This is a genomic window from Alkalispirillum mobile, from assembly GCF_003664325.1.
Lineage (GTDB): Bacteria > Pseudomonadota > Gammaproteobacteria > Nitrococcales > Halorhodospiraceae > Alkalilimnicola > Alkalilimnicola mobilis.
This window is the reverse complement of record NZ_RCDA01000001.1, coordinates 403,965-420,088: the sequence shown is the minus strand read 5'-3', so window position 1 is coordinate 420,088 and position 16,124 is coordinate 403,965. Positions and strand designations below refer to the sequence as shown.

The window sequence follows — 16,124 nt, the reverse complement described above, 5'->3', positions numbered from 1 at the left end:
CGTCATTGGATGCTAACGGCAAGGGAGGCGCATGCCCACGGAGGTCCTGCTCGTCGACAATGGCTCGCTACGCGCGGCGTCCACTATCAGCCTGCGCCGCCTGGCGGAGGGCCTGAGCAACCGGGTAGGTCGGCCGGTGCAGCCAGTCTCTTTATTGCATTCGGACAGGGCGCCGATCGCCGCGCTCGGCGGCGTGCCCGCGCGGACGCTGGAGCCGGCGCTGCAAGCGCGCGCGGCTGCCGGCATCCGGCGGTTTCGCATTGTCCCGCTCTTCTTTGGTCCGAGCCGGGCACTGACCGACTATCTGCCTGAACGGGTAACGAAACTCTCGCAACAATTCCCCGACCTGGATGTACGGGTCGCACCGCCGTTGGTGGATCTGGAGCGGGGGCACGACCCCCGCGTCGCGCGGATCCTGGCGGACTTCGTCGAGTCGGTACGGGATGGGGCCGGTACCCGCGTCATTCTGGTGGACCATGGGAGCCCCGTGCCAGCCGTTGCCCAAGTCCGTGACTATGTGGCCGGGCAGCTCAGCATCATGCTGCAGGGGCGGGTGGACAGAGTGGTGCCTGCCTCGATGGAGCGCCGGCCGGGAACGGCCTACGCCTTCAACGAGCCACTTCTGGCCACGCTGCTGGAGCGGCCGGCGTTCACCAGCGGGCGGGTGGTAATTGCCATGATGTTCCTGCAACCGGGCCGGCACGCGGGCGCAGACGGGGACGTTGCCCGGATCTGCGCTGACGCGGAGGCCCGCCATCCCGCGCTTAGAACCGTTATGGCGCCGCTGGTGGGCGAACACCCACTGTTGCTGGAGATTCTGGCCGACCGCCTGGCCACCATCCACTCCCGGGCCGATGGATCGGATCCCGCACCGGTGTCGTGACTGGGGGTAGTGGTAAACTGCCCGCCCCTTGAAAGGTAATCTGCCCATCGCAGAAACTTGATGAGTCTGGAGCGGCAGATCATATCGCCGGACAATGCCGTGGAGGGCCCAGCTTTGTATAATCCGGAACAGGCGACATTCGTGCCGGACCGAACCCTGTCGGTCGCACCCATGATGGAGTGGACCGATTGTCATGCGCGCTATTTTCTGCGCCTGCTCGCCCCGCGCACGCTGCTGTTCACGGAGATGGTCCCGGCCCTGGCGGTCTGGCACAACGACCCGACCCGTTTTCTGGCCTACAGCCCGGAAGAGCACCCGCTGGCAGTCCAGTTCGGCGGTGCGGACCCGGAGCACCTGGCCCATTGCGCCCGGCTGGCGGAGGCCTGGGGTTACGATGAAGTGAACCTAAATGTCGGCTGCCCGAGCGACCGGGTGCAGGCCGGCGCCTTCGGCGCCTGCCTGATGGCCGAGCCGGACCGGGTTGCCGACTGCGTGGCGGCGATGCGGGAGAGCTGTCGATTGCCGGTGACGGTGAAACACCGGATCGGCGTGGACGACCTGGACAACTATGATTTCCTCGCCGGTTTTGTCGAGCGGGTCGCGGCGGCCGGCTGCCAAACCTTTTATGTGCATGCCCGCAAGGCCTGGTTGAAGGGCTTGAGCCCGAAGGAGAACCGCGAGATCCCGCCACTGGACTACGCCCGCGTCCACCGCCTGAAGCGCGATTTCCCGCAGTTGGAGGTGGTGCTCAACGGCGGCATCACCGCCCTGGAGGAGATCGAAACCGCGCTGCAGGAGGGACTGGACGGGGTAATGGTCGGCCGGGAGGCCTACGGCAACCCGTGGGCCCTGGCCGGTTGGGACCGGGCGCTGTACGGCGCGGCGGGCGCCGGGGTGCCGGACCGGCATGCAGCCGTGCGGGCATTCCTGCCTTACGTGGAGGCGCAACTGGCGGCGGGGGCGCGATTGCAGCACCTCGCCCGGCACATCCTCGGCCTGTTCAACGGCTGCCCGGGTGGCCGGCGCTGGCGGCGCCACATCAGCGAGCAGGCCCACAAGGACGGGGCCGGGCCCGAGGTGATCGAGCAGGCGCTGGCCCTGGTCCCCGAGGGCCGCGCTGTGGCCTGACGTCGGCTCAGATCCGGAAGAAACGCCGGGCGTTGGCGGTGGTGGCCCCGGCGATGGTCTCGCGGCTGTGCCCGGTCAGTTCCGCTACCTTGTCCAGCACGTAGGGCAGGTGGGCGGGCACGTTGCGCCGGGTCTTCGGGCGCGGCCGTATATTGCGAGGCATCAGGTAGGGGCAGTCGGTCTCGATCATCAGCCGGTCCAGGGGGATGTCCTTGACGCACGCTTGCAGGGCCTGCCCCCGCCGCTCGTCACACACCCAGCCCGTCACCCCGACGTGCAGGTCCATGTCCAGGTAGTCGTAAAGCATCCGCCGGTCGCCGGTGAAGCAGTGGGCGATGGCGTCTACCAGGTCGTCCCGGTAGGCCCGCACCATGTCCCGGAAGCGCTCATGGGCCTCCCGCTGGTGGAGGAACACCGGCAGCCCCAGCTCACAGGCCAGTTCCAGGTGGCGCTCGAAGACCTTCTCCTGCACCGAGCGCGGGGAGATATCCCGGTAGAAGTCCAGCCCCGTCTCGCCGATGGCCACCACCAGGTCATCAGCGGCCAGGTCCCGTAACAGGGCCTCGGACTCCCCGTGCCAATCGCCAGCGTGGTGGGGGTGAAAACCGGCGGTTGCCCTCATCCGTTCCGGGTGACGGCGGGCCAGTTCCAGGCCGTCCACCGCGCTCTTGGCGTCAGCGCCGGTGACGATAAACAGGTTGACGCCCACCGCAGCGGCTTCCTCCAGCACCTGGTCCATGTCCTTGCGAAAGGATGAGTGGCTGAGATTGGCGCCGATATCCACCAGTTCCAGTGCCGCGTCGCTCATGGGACCCTCTTGCTGCCGTTGGTTGGGGGCGGGATTATCGCCTTTCCCGGGCCTGCTGGCCAACCGCTTGCCCGGCAGGGCCCTTTGCCGTGAGACTGCAGTCAAACGTTCATCCCCTCGGGAGGCGCAAGCGCATGTCACAGGATTACGAGCAACTGCCCATGAACTGGGTGGGGGACTGGGCCGGGCGGCGCGCCGCGCTTACGCCGGACAAGCCCGCCATCTGTGACCCGGATGCCGGGCCGCCGCTCACCTATGCCGAAATGAATGAGCGAGCCGACCGCACCGGGCAATGGCTCATGGGGGCCCTGGGCCTGAAGCCGGGGGAGCGGGTGGCCGTGCTTTGTCGTAACCGACTGGAACTGGTGGACCTGTACCTGGCCTGTGGCAAGACCGGCGTGGTCCTGGCGCCGCTCAGCTTTCGCCTGGCCGCGCCGGAGCTGGAAGACCTGCTGGCGCGCATCGCGCCCCGCGCTTTCTTGCAAGAGGAGGCGCTGGATGAGCTGGCCGAGGCGCTGACACTCCCCGACAGCGTGGCGCACCGGCTCCGGCTGGACGACGCGGGTGGGGCCTGGCAGCGGGGCCCGTTGGCCGCGCCCGCCAAGCCGGCCAACCGCCCGCTGGCCATGCGTGACCCCTTCCTTTACATCCACACCGGCGGGACCACGGGCAAGCCGAAGATCTGCCCGATCAGCCACCGCCAAATGACCTGGAACGCGATCGACATCCTGGCCACATCCGGTGGGGCGCTGGGGCCGCAACGGGAACTGGTTACCTTCCCGTTCTTCCACGTGGGCGGCTGGAACACGCTCACCCCGGTGTACTATGCCGGCGGTTACAGCGTGATCCTGCGGCAGTTTGACCCGGGCCGGGCGCTGGCGCTGATCAGCGAGCAGGGTATCAGCCATTTCGGCGCGGTAGAGGCGATGCTGCAGATGATGAGCGCTCATCCCGATTTTGCCGCTGCCGATCTGCGCACGCTGGAGGGCATCACCACCGCTGGCGCCTCCTGCAGCGAGACGACCATGCGGCCCTGGGTGGCGCGCGACATTCCCGTGGCGCAGTCCTACGGGTTGACGGAGGGCGGGCCCTCCAACTTCATGCTGGTCACCGACGGCCTGGATGCCGATACCGTCTGGGCCCAGCGCCACAGCATCGGTCAAAGCATGTTCCACACCGACTACCGCATCACCGACCCGGAGGACGGGGCGCCCGTGAAGCCCGGCGATACCGGCGTGCTGGAAGTGCGCAGTCCCCACGCCTTTGACGGGTACCTGGACGACACGGGCCGCACGGCGAACGTACTCAAGCCCGACGGCTGGATCTGGACCGGTGATCTGGCGCGGGCCGATGCGCAGGGGCGGGTCACCCTGATGGGACGGGCTGACAACGTCTTTGTGTCCGGCGGAGAGAACATCGCCCCGGAGGAGGTGGAGCGGGTGCTGACTGATTACCCGGGGGTCAAGGCGGCGGCGGTGGCCGGGGTGGCCGATGCCCGCTGGGGTCAGGTGCCGGGGGCGCTGGTGGTGCGCACCGACCCGGGCGTGGATGCCCGAGCGCTGACCGAGCACGCCGAACAGCACCTGGCCCGTTATAAGCGGCCGCGCCATTGGCGGTTTGTCGATGCGATGCCGCTGACCGGGGCTGGAAAGATTGACCGCAAGCGCGTGGCCAATATATTGAAACAATCTGAATAATCTTTTGTAGGCGATTGAATGAACGACACAAAAAATCTGGATAAAAGCCCCGTCGTTGACCAGCGGCACGGCCACCGGCGCGAGGACCCCTGGGCCTGGCTGCGCGACCCGGATTGGCGTGAGGCCATGGCCGACCCTGGCCGGCTGCACCCGGAGATCCGGGCCTGGCTGGAGGCGGAGAACGCCGAGACGGACCGGGTGCTGACCCCGCTAAAACCGCTTCACGACAAGCTGGTCGGGGAACTGCGCGGCCGGCTGTGCGAGGATGACCGTGGCGTGCCCATGCCGGACGGCCCGTGGGCCTATTACTGGCGGTTCCGTCCCGGCGGTGAGCACCCGCTCATCTGCCGGCGGCCGCGCGATGACGAGGACGACCGGCGTGAGCAGGTGCTGCTGGACGCCGATGCCCGAGCCCGCGACTGCGATTACTACGACCTGGCCGCCTGGGGGCACAGCCCCGACCATCGCTACCTGGCCTTCAGCGAGGATCGGACCGGCTCCGAGAAGCTGCAGATCCGCTTCCTCGACACCGAGACCGGCGAATTGTTGCCCGACTGCCTCGAGGAGGTGCGGGGCGATTTCGAGTGGGCGGCCGACAGCCGAACCCTGCTCTGGATAGAGGGCGACGAGGAACACCGCCCGCGGCGGGTGCGCCGTCACAGGCTGGGCGAAGACCCGGGCGGGGCGCACCCCGGCCCGGTGCTCTACGAGGAAGCGGATCCCGGTTATTTCCTGGGCCTCGGCCGGACCCAGAGCGATCGCTTCCTGGTCATCGACTGCCACGGCCACGGCAGCAACGAGCAGTGGGTGATCCCCGCCGATGCCCCGGACACGCCACCGCGTTGCCTGATCCCCCGGGCCCCGGAGCAGGAGTACGCCGCCGTGGATCACGGGGAGCGCTGGATCCTGCTGACCAACCACCGGGCAGAGGATTTTCGCATCGTCTCCGCCCCGTTGGAGGCGCCCGGCGATACCGGCCAGTGGACCGATCTGGTCCCTCACCACCCCGGGCGATTGCTCCGGGATGTGCACGTGTTGCGGGACTGGCTCGTCTGGGCCGAAATGGAGGACGCCCAGCCGGCGATCCGCTACCGGGCTTGGGAGGGCGGCGAGACCCGCCGGATCGACTTTGGTGACGAGCCCTGCGACCTGGGCCTGGTCGCCGGCTACGAGTACGCTACCGACACACTGCGCACCGTCTGGAGCAGTCTGACCACGCCTGCGGAGGTACATGACCACGACCTCCGCGACGGGACACGGGTGCTGCGCAAGCGCCAGCAGATCCCCACCGGCCACGACCCGGCCGCCTATACCGCCACCCGCACCCACGCCACAGCCCCGGACGGCGAGCGCGTGCCCATTTCCGTGGTCCACCGCGCCGACCTGGACCCTGGCCCGCAGACGCCCTTGCTGCTCTACGCCTACGGAGCCTACGGCATCACCAGCGAGGCCGGATTCAGCCCGCACCGGCTCTCCCTCCTGGATCGCGGCTTTGTCTTCGCCATCGCCCACGTACGGGGCGGCAAGGAGCGGGGGCACCGCTGGTACCGCGAGGGCCGGCGGGAGCACAAGGCCAACACCTTCAGCGACACCATCGCCTGCGCCGAGGCCCTGATCGCGCAAGGCTACACCGGCAGCGGCCGGCTGGCCCTGTTTGGTGGCAGTGCCGGCGGGTTGCTGGTCGGGGCCGTGCTCAACCAGCGTCCGGAGCTTTTCCACGCCGCGGTGGCGGCCGTGCCCTTCGTCGACGTGCTCAACACCATGCTGGACGCCAGTCTGCCGTTGACTCCGCCGGAGTGGCCGGAATGGGGTAACCCGGTGGAGGACGAGGCGGCCTACCACCGCATCCGCAGCTGGTCGCCCTACGACAACGTGGCGGAGCGCCGCTACCCCCATTTGCTGGTGACCGCCGGAGTCAGCGACCCGCGGGTCACCTACTGGGAGCCGGCCAAGTGGGTGGCGAAGCTGCGCGAGGTCTGGCCGGCCGACCGGCTGTTGCTGCTGGACACGAACATGAGCGCCGGCCACGGCGGCCCGGGCGGGCGCTTCGAGTACCTGCACGAGGTGGCCCAGCGCTATGTTTTCCTGCTGCACGTGTACGGGCTCGCTGAAAGGGCGGATGCCGCCAATACTTGAGTCAGGATGACAGGCCTCGGATTGACGGGGCCGAACAGGAGGGTGGATGGCAGCAGAGCCGGTGTTCCAGGCCCGGGGGGTGACCCGCGTTTACCGTATGGGCGATGTGTCGGTGCACGCCCTGCGCGGGGTGGACCTGACACTGGAGCAGGGGGAGTTCGTGGTCCTGCTCGGGCCCTCGGGCAGTGGCAAGTCCACGCTGCTGAACATCCTCGGCGGGCTGGACCGGCCCACGGCCGGCGAGGTCCACTGCGCCGGCTTCGACCTGGCGCGGGCCAGCGAGGCGGACCTGACCCGCTTCCGGCGCCACGTGGTGGGGTTTGTCTTTCAGTTCTATAACCTCATCCCCAGCCTGACCGCCCGTGAGAACGTGGCCATTGTCACGGAGATCGCCCACGATCCCATTTCGCCGGAGGAGGCCCTGGAGCGGGTCGGGCTCGGCGAGCGGATGGATCACTTCCCCGCCCAACTGTCCGGCGGTGAGCAGCAGCGCGTCGCCATTGCCCGGGCCATCGCCAAGCGCCCGCGGGTCCTGCTCTGTGATGAGCCCACCGGGGCGCTGGACTCCAGCACCGGCATCAACGTGCTGCGCGTGCTGTTGGACATCAATCGCTCCTTCGGCACCACCACCGCCGTGATCACCCACAACGCCGACATTGCCCGCATGGCGCACCGGGTCGTGCACTTCGCCGACGGCCGTATCCGTGAGGTGGAACAAGTCGATGAGCCGGCGCCACCGGAGGCGCTGGCATGGTGAACCGGGCCGCGATCAGGCGCTGGGCGATCGCCCTCTTACTGGCGATGCCCCTGGGTGTTGTCGTGGCGGGGGACGATGGGGACGCGCAGGGCGAGGGCGACTACGTGCCGGATGACCCCGAAACCGAATGGCTGCCCGAGGAAGAGGAGGACCGCCCCTTTATCGAAAGGATGGACCGTGGCCAGGCAACGGTCTCCCGGGGGGTCTTCCTGCTTTCCCGGCAGCTGGACCGCATGCTCGGTACCGACGACACCCTCTACCCGGACGAGGACTACCGTTCCCTGGTCCGTGTGCGCGTGCAACAGCGGGTCAGCGACATCGGCAGTGACCGCACCGAGGCCGGCGTGTCCGGGCGGTTGCGGCTACCCGGGGCTCAGGACCGCCTCAGCCTGGTCTTCAGCAGCGAGGAGCCCGAGGACGAGATCGACGCCGAGCGGGGCACGCCGGTGGAGTTGGACGATGATCGGACCCAGAGCGTGGGGCTGGAATTCCTCCGGCCCAGCGAGAACTGGGAGAGCTCGCTGGATGCCCGGCTGCGCTCCGGCAGCCCCGTGGATCTGCTCACCCGCGGCCGGGTCTGGCGCGATTTCCAGCCCGGCCAATGGAGGATCCGACCGCGCCAGTCGCTGTTCTGGTACGACGCCCGCGGCACGGGGGCCACCACCGATATCCGCCTGGATCACCCGGTCACCGAGTACAGCGCCATGCGGCTGGAGGGTAGTGCCACCTGGTTCGACCGGGAATCGCAGTTCTACTACGACCAGCGCCTGTCCTATATCCAGGCGCTCAGTCCCCGCCGCTCGCTGGTCTGGCAGGCGGGGACACGGGGTGAGAGTGAGCCCAACAATCAGCTCACCCAATACTACGTGCAGGTGCGTTGGCGGTCCCGGATTCACCGTGACTGGCTCAGCCTGGAGGTCCGGCCGCAACTGCGCCGGGACCGGGACGACGATTTCAACACCGAGCGCCGCATTTTCGTCGGGTTGGAGGCGGCCTTCGGCCATCCGGGGGCGTACTGATGCGCCTGCCTGCGCTCTACCGCATGTTGCTCCGGGAGTTCTGGCAGATGCGGGGCCAGGCGGCGGCCATCGCGGTGGTGATAGCCGGCGGTGTGGCCACGCTGATCATGTCGTTGGCCATTATCGATACCCTGCAGCAGACGCGGGACGACTTCTACCGCGATTACCGGTTCGGCCACGTCTTTGCCAGCCTGGAGCGTGCCCCGGAGTCAGTGCTGGCGCGGTTGCAGGACCTGCCCGGCGTTCAGCTTGCGGAGAGCCGGGTGGTGGCCGCCGCGCACCTGGAGTTGCAGGATTTCCCGGACCCGGTGGCCGGGCGCCTGCAGTCCCTCCCGGACGGTCGGAACAGCGAGCTGAACCGGCTCTTCCTCCGGACGGGGCGGCTCCCGGAGGCCGGGCGGGACCGGGAGGTGGTGGTCAGCGAGGCCTTCGCCGAGGCGCATGGACTGGTCCCCGGGGATCGTTTGGTTGCGGTGATCCATGGCCGCCGACAGGCATTGGAGGTCGTCGGCGTCGCCCTCTCCCCGGAGCACATTTACCAGATCCAGCCCGGCACCATGCTGCCCGACTACGAGCGCTATGGCGTGCTCTGGATGAACCGCGAGGCGTTGGCTGCCGCCCGCGACATGGAGGGCGCTTTCAACGATGTGAGCCTGCGCCTGGAGCGCAAGGCGCGTGAAGGGGATGTGATCCAGGCGGTTGATTCGATACTCGATCGCTATGGCGGAAGGGGGGCCATCGGCCGGGGTGATCAGCTCTCCAACCGCTACCTGGAGGAGGAGCTGGGGGGGCTGGAGACCCTGGCGACGCTGTTTCCCGCCATCTTCCTCGGCGTGGCGGCCTTCCTGCTCAACGTGGTGGTGGGCCGGCTGATCAACACGCAGCGGGGGCAGATCGGGGTGCTCAAGGCCTTCGGGCGGAGCAACCTGGAGGTGGGCGGCCATTACGTGCGCCTGGTGTTGCTCATCGTCGCCCTGGGGCTGGTGCTGGGGACTGGCGTGGGGGTCTGGTTGGGGCGCGGCATGGCGGCCCTGTATGCGGAGTTCTTCCGGTTCCCTTACCTCAGCTTTCACCTGGGCCCCAGGGCCTTTGCCATCGCGGCGCTGGTCACCGTCGGCTCGGCCCTGCTGGCGGTGGCGTTGGCGGTTCGCCGGGCGGTGCGATTGCCGCCCGCGGTGGCGATGCAGCCGGAGCCACCGCCGGTTTTCCGGGCCACGGTGGTGGAGCGACTGGGGCTGCAGCGTTGGTTCAGCCAGCCGGTGCGAATGATCCTGCGTAGCCTGGAACGACGGCCGGTGCGCGCGCTGCTGGGGATCACCGGGGTGGCCTTTGCCTGTGCCATCCTCATGGTAGGGCGCTTTCAGGACGCCGCCATTCACCACATGGCCGGGGTGCAGTTCGGACTGGTGGAGCGCGACGACATCACCGTGACCTTCACCGAACCCACCTCGTACAAGGCCGTTCACGAGCTGCAGGCCTTGCCCGGGGTGGTGCGCGTGGAGCCCTGGCGCAGTGCCAGTGTGGAGTTGCGGTCGGGGCACCAGCGCTGGCGTCTGGCGGTGCAGGGCGAGGTGCCCGGCGGCGAGTTGCGCCGTCTCCTGGACGAGAACCTGCGCGAGCAGCCGATGCCGGAGCACGGTCTGCTGCTCACCGACTGGTTGGCCCAGGAGTTGGGTATCCGCCCCGGGGATACCGTGGAGCTCCGGTTCCTGGAGGGGCATCGCGAGACGCGGGAGATCGAGGTCGGGGGCCTGATCCGTGAGATCATGGGGGTATCGAGCTATCTGCCGCTGGAGACGGTGAACCGGCTTCTGGGTGAGGGCCGCGCCATATCCGGAGCGCGCCTCCAACTGGAGCCGGGCTACCGGGAGGCCGTGGTGGCGGCCCTGCGCGAGCGGCCACGGGTGGCGGGCATCAGCGAGCGCGATGCGGCCATCGACAGCTTTTACGAGAACCTGGCCGAGACGGTGCTGATGTTCACCTTCATCACGACCCTGCTGGCCGGCAGCATAGCCTTTGGTGTGATCTACAATGGCGCCCGGATCAGCCTCGCGGAGCGGGCGCGGGAACTGGCCAGCCTGCGAGTGCTCGGCTTCAGCCGGGCGGAGGTCGCCCGGATTCTGCTGGGGGAGCAGGCGGTGCTGATCCTGGCCGGGCTGGGCCCGGGGTTCCTGCTGGGTTGGCTGTTGTACGGCTGGGTGGCACGAGGCGTGGAGTCGGACCTCTACCGCGTGCCGGTTATCCTGACGCCCGCCGGCATGGCCTTCGCCGCCCTGGTGGTGGTGATCGCCGCGCTGCTCTCGGCCGGGGTGGTGCGCCGGCGCCTCGACCGTCTGGATCTGGTGGAAGTCCTGAAGACCAGGGAGTAAGGGCATGAATTGGAAGCGAATAGCCACCTGGTCCGGTGTGCTCCTGGTAGCGGTAGTCCTGCTCTTCCTCGGGTTTCGCCCCCAGCCCGTCTGGGTGGACACCAGCGAGGTGGACGAGGGCACCGTGCGGCTCACGGTGGAGGAGGAGGGCAAAACACGGGTCATGTACCGTTATGTGCTCTCTGCGCCGGTCACCGCCCACGCCCGGCGGGTCGAGCCGGAGGTCGGTGACCCGGTGGCCCCGGACGATGTGCTGGTCCGGCTGGACCCGTTGGTCCCGCCGGCCCTGGACCTGCGCAGTGAACGCCAGGCCCGTGCCCGGGTGGAGGGTGCGGAGTCCGCGCTGGAGACGGCCCGCGAGGAGCTGACGGCGGCCAGGGCGGCGGCCGATTTTGCCGATGAAACCTACCAGCGGCTGTCGCGCCTGGGAGAGCGGGGTGCGGTATCGGCCCACGAGGTGGACGGTGCGGCGGCACAGGCGCGGCAGACCGCGGCCGCGGTGGCCGCGGCCCGGTACCGGGTCAATACCGCCCGGGCCGACCTGGAGGACGCACGCCTGGCCCTGGCCTTTGCCGGGGAGCGGGACGCGGCGGCACCGGATGTCATCGAACTCACCGCGCCGGTCAGCGGCGAGGTCCTGGCCCGCCACTTTGAGAGCGCCCGGGTCGTGCAGCCGGGCGAGCCTATTCTGGAAGTAGCCGACACCCGCGCCCTGGAGGTGGAAGTGGAGGTGCTGTCCGCCGATGCCGTGCGAATCCGGCCTGGCATGCCGGTATCATTGCAGCGTTGGGGCGGGGAGCCGGCGCTGGCGGGGGTAGTGCGCCGCGTTGAGCCCCGCGGTTTCACCAAGTTCTCCGCCTTGGGGGTGGAAGAGCAGCGGGTGCTGGTCATTGTCGACTTCGTGACAGCGCCGGAGCAGTGGGCCGCACTCGGTGATGGGTACCGGGTAAACGCCGAATTCGAGCTGGACCGCCGGGAGGGTGTGACCCGGGTGCCTGTCAGTGCCCTGTTCCGTGATGGTGAGGACTGGGCGGTCTTCGTGGTCGACGCCGGTCGCGCCCGAGTGCGCGCCGTGGAGCGGGGCCTGCGGGGCGGTGGCGTCGTGGAGGTGCGCTCGGGGCTGGAGCCGGGGGAGCAGGTGATCGTGCATCCGGACCGGGAACTGTCCGAGGGGCATCGGGTTCGCGTGCGCCCAGCCCCCTGATCGACCCACCGGGAAACACATTGGGCAACCCGGGGTCTACAGTTCCAGTCAGCCAGACCGGGTGCTTCGTTTTCGCAACAGTTGCCCCGAGGTGTTCTACTCTGGATGATATGGCCCTTTGCAAACGCGGGAAATTTTATTCTCCATGACGAGCAACCCCGATAAGGGTTCAGACCTGTTCCAGTCCATGCAGCAGTCCATGTTCGATCGGCTTGCCGACAGCCTGCCCGGGGAGGTGCTCTTTTGCCGCCTGGACCTGGAAGGGCGGTTGACCTTTCAGGCGCGCGGCGGCGATTTAGCCCGCCTCCACCAGGTGGGTGACGGCGAAGGGCCCTGGACGGAGTCCCAGCTGTTTCGCTTTGTCCCGGAGGCGGACCGCAGGCGGCTGCAGGACGGCCTGTACCATTCTGCCAAGCACCTGACCCCGTGGCGGTGCGAATACGTGGTGAAGCCGGGCCACCGCGCCCGCGTTCACCTGGAACTCTCCGCCCGGCCCCTGCTGCTGGATGATGGCAGCGTGGAATGGGTGGGCTGTGTGTTGGACGTCTCGGAGCGCTACTACCTGGAGCAGGCGCTGTTGCGCGCCCAGGAGAAGTTCCGCTTTCTGGCGGAGAGCACCCGCGACCTGGTCACACTGCACGCGCCGGACGGGGAGTTCATGTACGTCTCCCAGTCCGTGCGGCACGTCCTCGGCCACTCCCCCGACCAACTCACGGGGGCCAGCCCGTTCGACTATGTGCATCCCGGCGACGTGGACCGGATGCGGGACATGTTCCGCAAGCTCGCGGACAAAGGAGAGAGCGCGCGCGACGTGCAGTACCGGATCCGGCGGCGCGATGGCAGCTACGCCTGGCTGGAGAGTCGTGCCACCGGCTACCTGGACGGGGATGGCGGGCTGATCGCACTCCAGTGCACTTCCCGTGACATCACCGAGCAGCGGGCTTTGATGAGCGCGCTGGTGGAGAGCGAGCAACGCGCCACCGGCCCCGTGGTCAGTCTGCCGATGGAGTTCTACTGGGAGGTGGATGATCACGGGCGCTACATGTGGGTTTCCTCCCAGGCCGAGGCGATCGCCGGTGTCCCGCCGGTGATCCTTGAGACCCTCAGCCCCTTCGACCTGATGCCCCCCGAAGAGCGCAGTCGGGTGTGGAACTGGTTTAATGCCCTGCTCAAGAGCGGGCGCGGCTTCTCCGAAATCGAGCACCGGGTACTGCGCAACGGTGAACTGCGCTGGTGGCGGGTGAGTGGCATGCCGCTGTTCAATGCCAGCGGCGCGCTGACCGGTTACCGCGGGGCGGTGCGTGATGTCACCGAGCAGAAGCAGGTGCAGGGCCGGTTGACCCAGCTGGCCGGGGCCGAACCGGTGGCCGGTCTGCCCGATGAACGAGTGCTGGGCGTGCACTTCGAGCGGGCCCAGACCCGCGCCAGCGTGAAGGACCTGAGCGTGGTCCTGATCCTGGTTGAGGTGGAACAGGGCGCTGCGCCGGTGAGCCGGGTTGAGGCCGCTGCGGTCGCGGCGCGCCACAGCCTGATCATCAAACGGCTCGAGGCGCTGCTACGGCCCTCCCAGACCCTGGCCTGTACACGCTCCGGCGAGTTCGTCATGCTGATCCCGGACCTGGTGCGGGGCGAGGCCCCGGCGGTAGCGGCCCGGATGCACCGGCGGGTCAAGGAAAGCCTGGCGCAGACGGCCACTGCAGAGGCCGGAGCACCCAGCCGGGCCCGGGTGGGTACGGCCGTCTACCCCCGGGAGGGGGAGTTGCTGACGGCCCTGCTGGGGCGGGCCAGGAAGCGGGCGGAGTCGATCGCGCTTGAGGCGGATGATGCCCCGTCGGATCACACTGGCAATGATACCAGGGGCAATGATACAGAGGGTGGCAGTGAAGGTCGCTGACGAGAACGATCTGGAACAGGCGTTGGTAAAGGCGCGGGGCACCCAGGTGCGCCGGCTCGGGGGGATCCTCATAGAGCGGGGCCTGATAGACCCGGAGACGCTGGAACAGGCGCTGTGCGATGAGCGGGGCAAGGGCCACCAGCAGTTAGGGCGTTGGTTGGTGGCCCACCGCATCATCACCGAAGAACAGCTGGAGGATGCGCTCTGCGAGCAGTTGGGCATCCCCCGGGTCGACCTTGCCGGGTTCGTGTCCAAGCCGGAGGTGGCCGGCCTGATCCCGTACGAGATGTGCCTTCGGCTGAACGTATTGCCGTTGTCGCGCCACCGATCCACGTTGCTGGTGGCCACGGCCCGGCCCACCGATGAAGATTTGGTCTCCACCCTGCGGTTTCACACCGGGCTCAACGTGGAACCGGTCCTCTCCCCGTCGCACCAGATCAGCAGCGCCATCAACCGCTCCTACAAGTCATTGGCCGTCGGTGGCAACGACAGCATGGATACCATGCTCACCACCGACGAGGACCAGGAGAAGCGGCAGGACCAGGAGATTGAAAGCCTGGCGAGCAGCCGGCCCGTCGTCCGCCTGGTCAATACCATCATCCTGCAGGCCATCAGTCGGGCCGCGTCCGACATCCACTTCATGCCCCGCGAGAATGACCTGGCGGTCATGTTCCGCATCGACGGTGCCATCCAGCGTGTCCGCTTGATCGACAAGGCGCAACTCGCTGCCGTGGTGGCGCGCATCAAGATCCTCGGCCGGATGAACATCGCCGAGAAGCGCCTGCCGCAGGATGGCCACGCCCGGGTGCGGGTGGGCGGTAAACCGGTGGACCTCCGCATTTCGGTCATGCCCACCTATACGGGCGAAAGCGTCGTCGTTCGTATCCTCAACAAGGCGCAGGGGCTCAAGCGCCTGGATGAGATCGGCTTTTCGGAGCGGGACGATCGCATCCTGCGCACCATGATCCGGCGCCCGCAAGGCATGCTGTTGGTTACCGGTCCTACCGGGTCGGGCAAATCCACCACGCTGTATTCCGTGCTCCAGGAGGTGCGGCGCGCGGAGCCGCACATCCTGACGGTGGAAGAGCCGGTGGAGTACGACATGGAGGGGGTGGAACAGATCCAGGTGAATGCCGGTATCGGCTACACCTTTGCCCGCGCCCTGCGCAATATCCTGCGCCACGATCCGGACGTGATCATGGTGGGGGAGATCCGCGATCTGGAGACGGCGGAGATCGCCACCAAGGCCGCCCTGACCGGCCACCTGGTGCTCTCCACCCTGCACACCAACGACGCCCCCAGTGCCGTGACGCGCCTGGTGGACATGGGGGTGGAGCCCTACCTGGTCAGTTCCACGGTGATGGGGGTGCTGGCGCAACGCCTAGTGCGGGTGATCTGCCCGCACTGCTGTGTCGAGCATTCGCCGGATGCGATGACCCGCGAAGTGATGGGCGTGGGAGAGGATGAGCTGTTCTGGACCGGGGCCGGGTGTGACCGGTGTGATAACACCGGCTTTCACGGCCGCGCCATGGCGTACGAACTGCTGGTGGTGGACCGCACCATGGCGACCCGCATCACCCAGGGGGTTACCACGGAAGAGTTGCGGGAGCTGGCCTCGGAAGGCGGTATGCGCAGCCTGACCCGGCACGCCCTCCACCTGGCGCGAAATGGAGCAACCACCCTCGAAGAGGCCTTCCGCGTCCGGCTGGAGGACCTGGGCGACGTGATGAAGGCGCTGGACCCTGGGGACTAGCCCCCGGGGCTGTCCCCGCTGATCAGGGGGCTTCCAGTGCCGCCCCCTGGCCCTGCCGCAGGGGGCCGTGCGTGAGGGCGTCCTCCAGTGCCTCCGCCACCAGCAGTATGCACCGGTGCCGGCTCGGGTAGTCGCGAAGGGGCGTCAGCGGGTCGAGCGGCCAGGGCAACGGTTGGTCGGCGGCGGCTAACGCCGCCGCAAGTTGGCGCACCCACTGCGTGAGCCCTTCGCTGGGGGTGCCGGGCAGGTGGTCGCATGCGAGCGAAGCGGCCGCCATACAGACCGCGCAACCGCGTCCGTGAAAGCCCATCGTCGCGACGCGGCCATCTTCAATGCTGATACCCAGGAGCAACTCGTCGCCGCAAAGCCGGTTATGGGCTTGCCCCTGCAGCGGATAGCCCGTGACCCGGCCGAAGTGGCGGGGGTGACGGTAATGGTCCAGGATGATGTTCCGGTAGATCTGCTCCACGAGCGTG

At 68.1% G+C, this 16,124-nt stretch carries 12 protein-coding genes; 10 read left to right on the top strand and 2 right to left on the bottom strand.

Translation table 11 applies throughout. From position 1 onward, the window contains the following. Positions 1-31: 31 nt before the first annotated feature. On the top strand, positions 32-883 hold the full coding sequence (locus tag DFR31_RS02045) for a sirohydrochlorin chelatase (RefSeq protein ID WP_121440996.1): 852 nt from the start codon (positions 32-34) through the stop codon (positions 881-883). Between the two features lie 60 nt (positions 884-943). Further along, positions 944-2,011 (top strand): tRNA dihydrouridine(20/20a) synthase DusA, encoded by a 1,068-nt coding sequence (gene dusA, locus DFR31_RS02040; protein ID WP_121440995.1) that lies wholly within the window; start codon positions 944-946, stop codon positions 2,009-2,011. 7 nt (positions 2,012-2,018) lie between these two features. Here dusA and DFR31_RS02035 read toward each other — a convergent pair whose 3' ends face one another. Then, entirely contained in the window at positions 2,019-2,804 is a 786-nt protein-coding gene (locus DFR31_RS02035) for a TatD family hydrolase (RefSeq protein ID WP_211328252.1), read from the bottom strand. A gap of 149 nt (positions 2,805-2,953) precedes the next feature. Here DFR31_RS02035 and DFR31_RS02030 point away from each other — a divergent pair, with 149 nt between their 5' ends. The 8 genes from DFR31_RS02030 to DFR31_RS01995 all read left to right on the top strand — a co-directional run bounded on the left by DFR31_RS02030 (position 2,954) and on the right by DFR31_RS01995 (position 15,648). Beyond that, positions 2,954-4,516, top strand: coding sequence for a class I adenylate-forming enzyme family protein (locus DFR31_RS02030; protein WP_121440993.1), 1,563 nt, complete (start codon positions 2,954-2,956; stop codon positions 4,514-4,516). A gap of 18 nt (positions 4,517-4,534) precedes the next feature. Further along, entirely contained in the window at positions 4,535-6,652 is a 2,118-nt protein-coding gene (locus DFR31_RS02025) for a S9 family peptidase (RefSeq protein ID WP_121440992.1), read from the top strand. A 46-nt stretch (positions 6,653-6,698) separates the two neighbouring features. Next, positions 6,699-7,409 (top strand): ABC transporter ATP-binding protein, encoded by a 711-nt coding sequence (locus DFR31_RS02020; RefSeq protein ID WP_121440991.1) that lies wholly within the window; start codon positions 6,699-6,701, stop codon positions 7,407-7,409. Further along, entirely contained in the window at positions 7,403-8,428 is a 1,026-nt protein-coding gene (locus DFR31_RS02015) for a hypothetical protein (protein WP_121440990.1), read from the top strand. The genes DFR31_RS02020 and DFR31_RS02015 overlap by 7 nt, the downstream gene beginning before the upstream one ends. Continuing rightward, positions 8,428-10,797 (top strand): ABC transporter permease, encoded by a 2,370-nt coding sequence (locus DFR31_RS02010; protein ID WP_211328219.1) that lies wholly within the window; start codon positions 8,428-8,430, stop codon positions 10,795-10,797. Before DFR31_RS02015 ends, DFR31_RS02010 begins: the two co-directional genes overlap by 1 nt. Before the next feature lie 4 nt (positions 10,798-10,801). Beyond that, positions 10,802-12,001 (top strand): efflux RND transporter periplasmic adaptor subunit, encoded by a 1,200-nt coding sequence (locus tag DFR31_RS02005; protein ID WP_121440989.1) that lies wholly within the window; start codon positions 10,802-10,804, stop codon positions 11,999-12,001. 145 nt (positions 12,002-12,146) lie between these two features. After that, positions 12,147-13,895: a PAS domain S-box protein gene (locus DFR31_RS02000; RefSeq protein ID WP_121440988.1), complete on the top strand. Its 1,749-nt coding sequence runs from the start codon at positions 12,147-12,149 to the stop codon at positions 13,893-13,895. Continuing rightward, the gene (locus DFR31_RS01995) at positions 13,876-15,648 is read left to right on the top strand and encodes a GspE/PulE family protein (RefSeq protein WP_170153570.1); all 1,773 of its coding nucleotides are present in this window, start codon (positions 13,876-13,878) and stop codon (positions 15,646-15,648) included. The genes DFR31_RS02000 and DFR31_RS01995 overlap by 20 nt, the downstream gene beginning before the upstream one ends. A 22-nt stretch (positions 15,649-15,670) precedes the next feature. Here the strand turns inward: DFR31_RS01995 and DFR31_RS01990 are convergent, their stop codons facing one another. Further along, positions 15,671-16,117 (bottom strand): iron-sulfur cluster assembly scaffold protein, encoded by a 447-nt coding sequence (locus DFR31_RS01990; protein ID WP_170153569.1) that lies wholly within the window; start codon positions 16,115-16,117, stop codon positions 15,671-15,673. Positions 16,118-16,124: the final 7 nt, after the last annotated feature.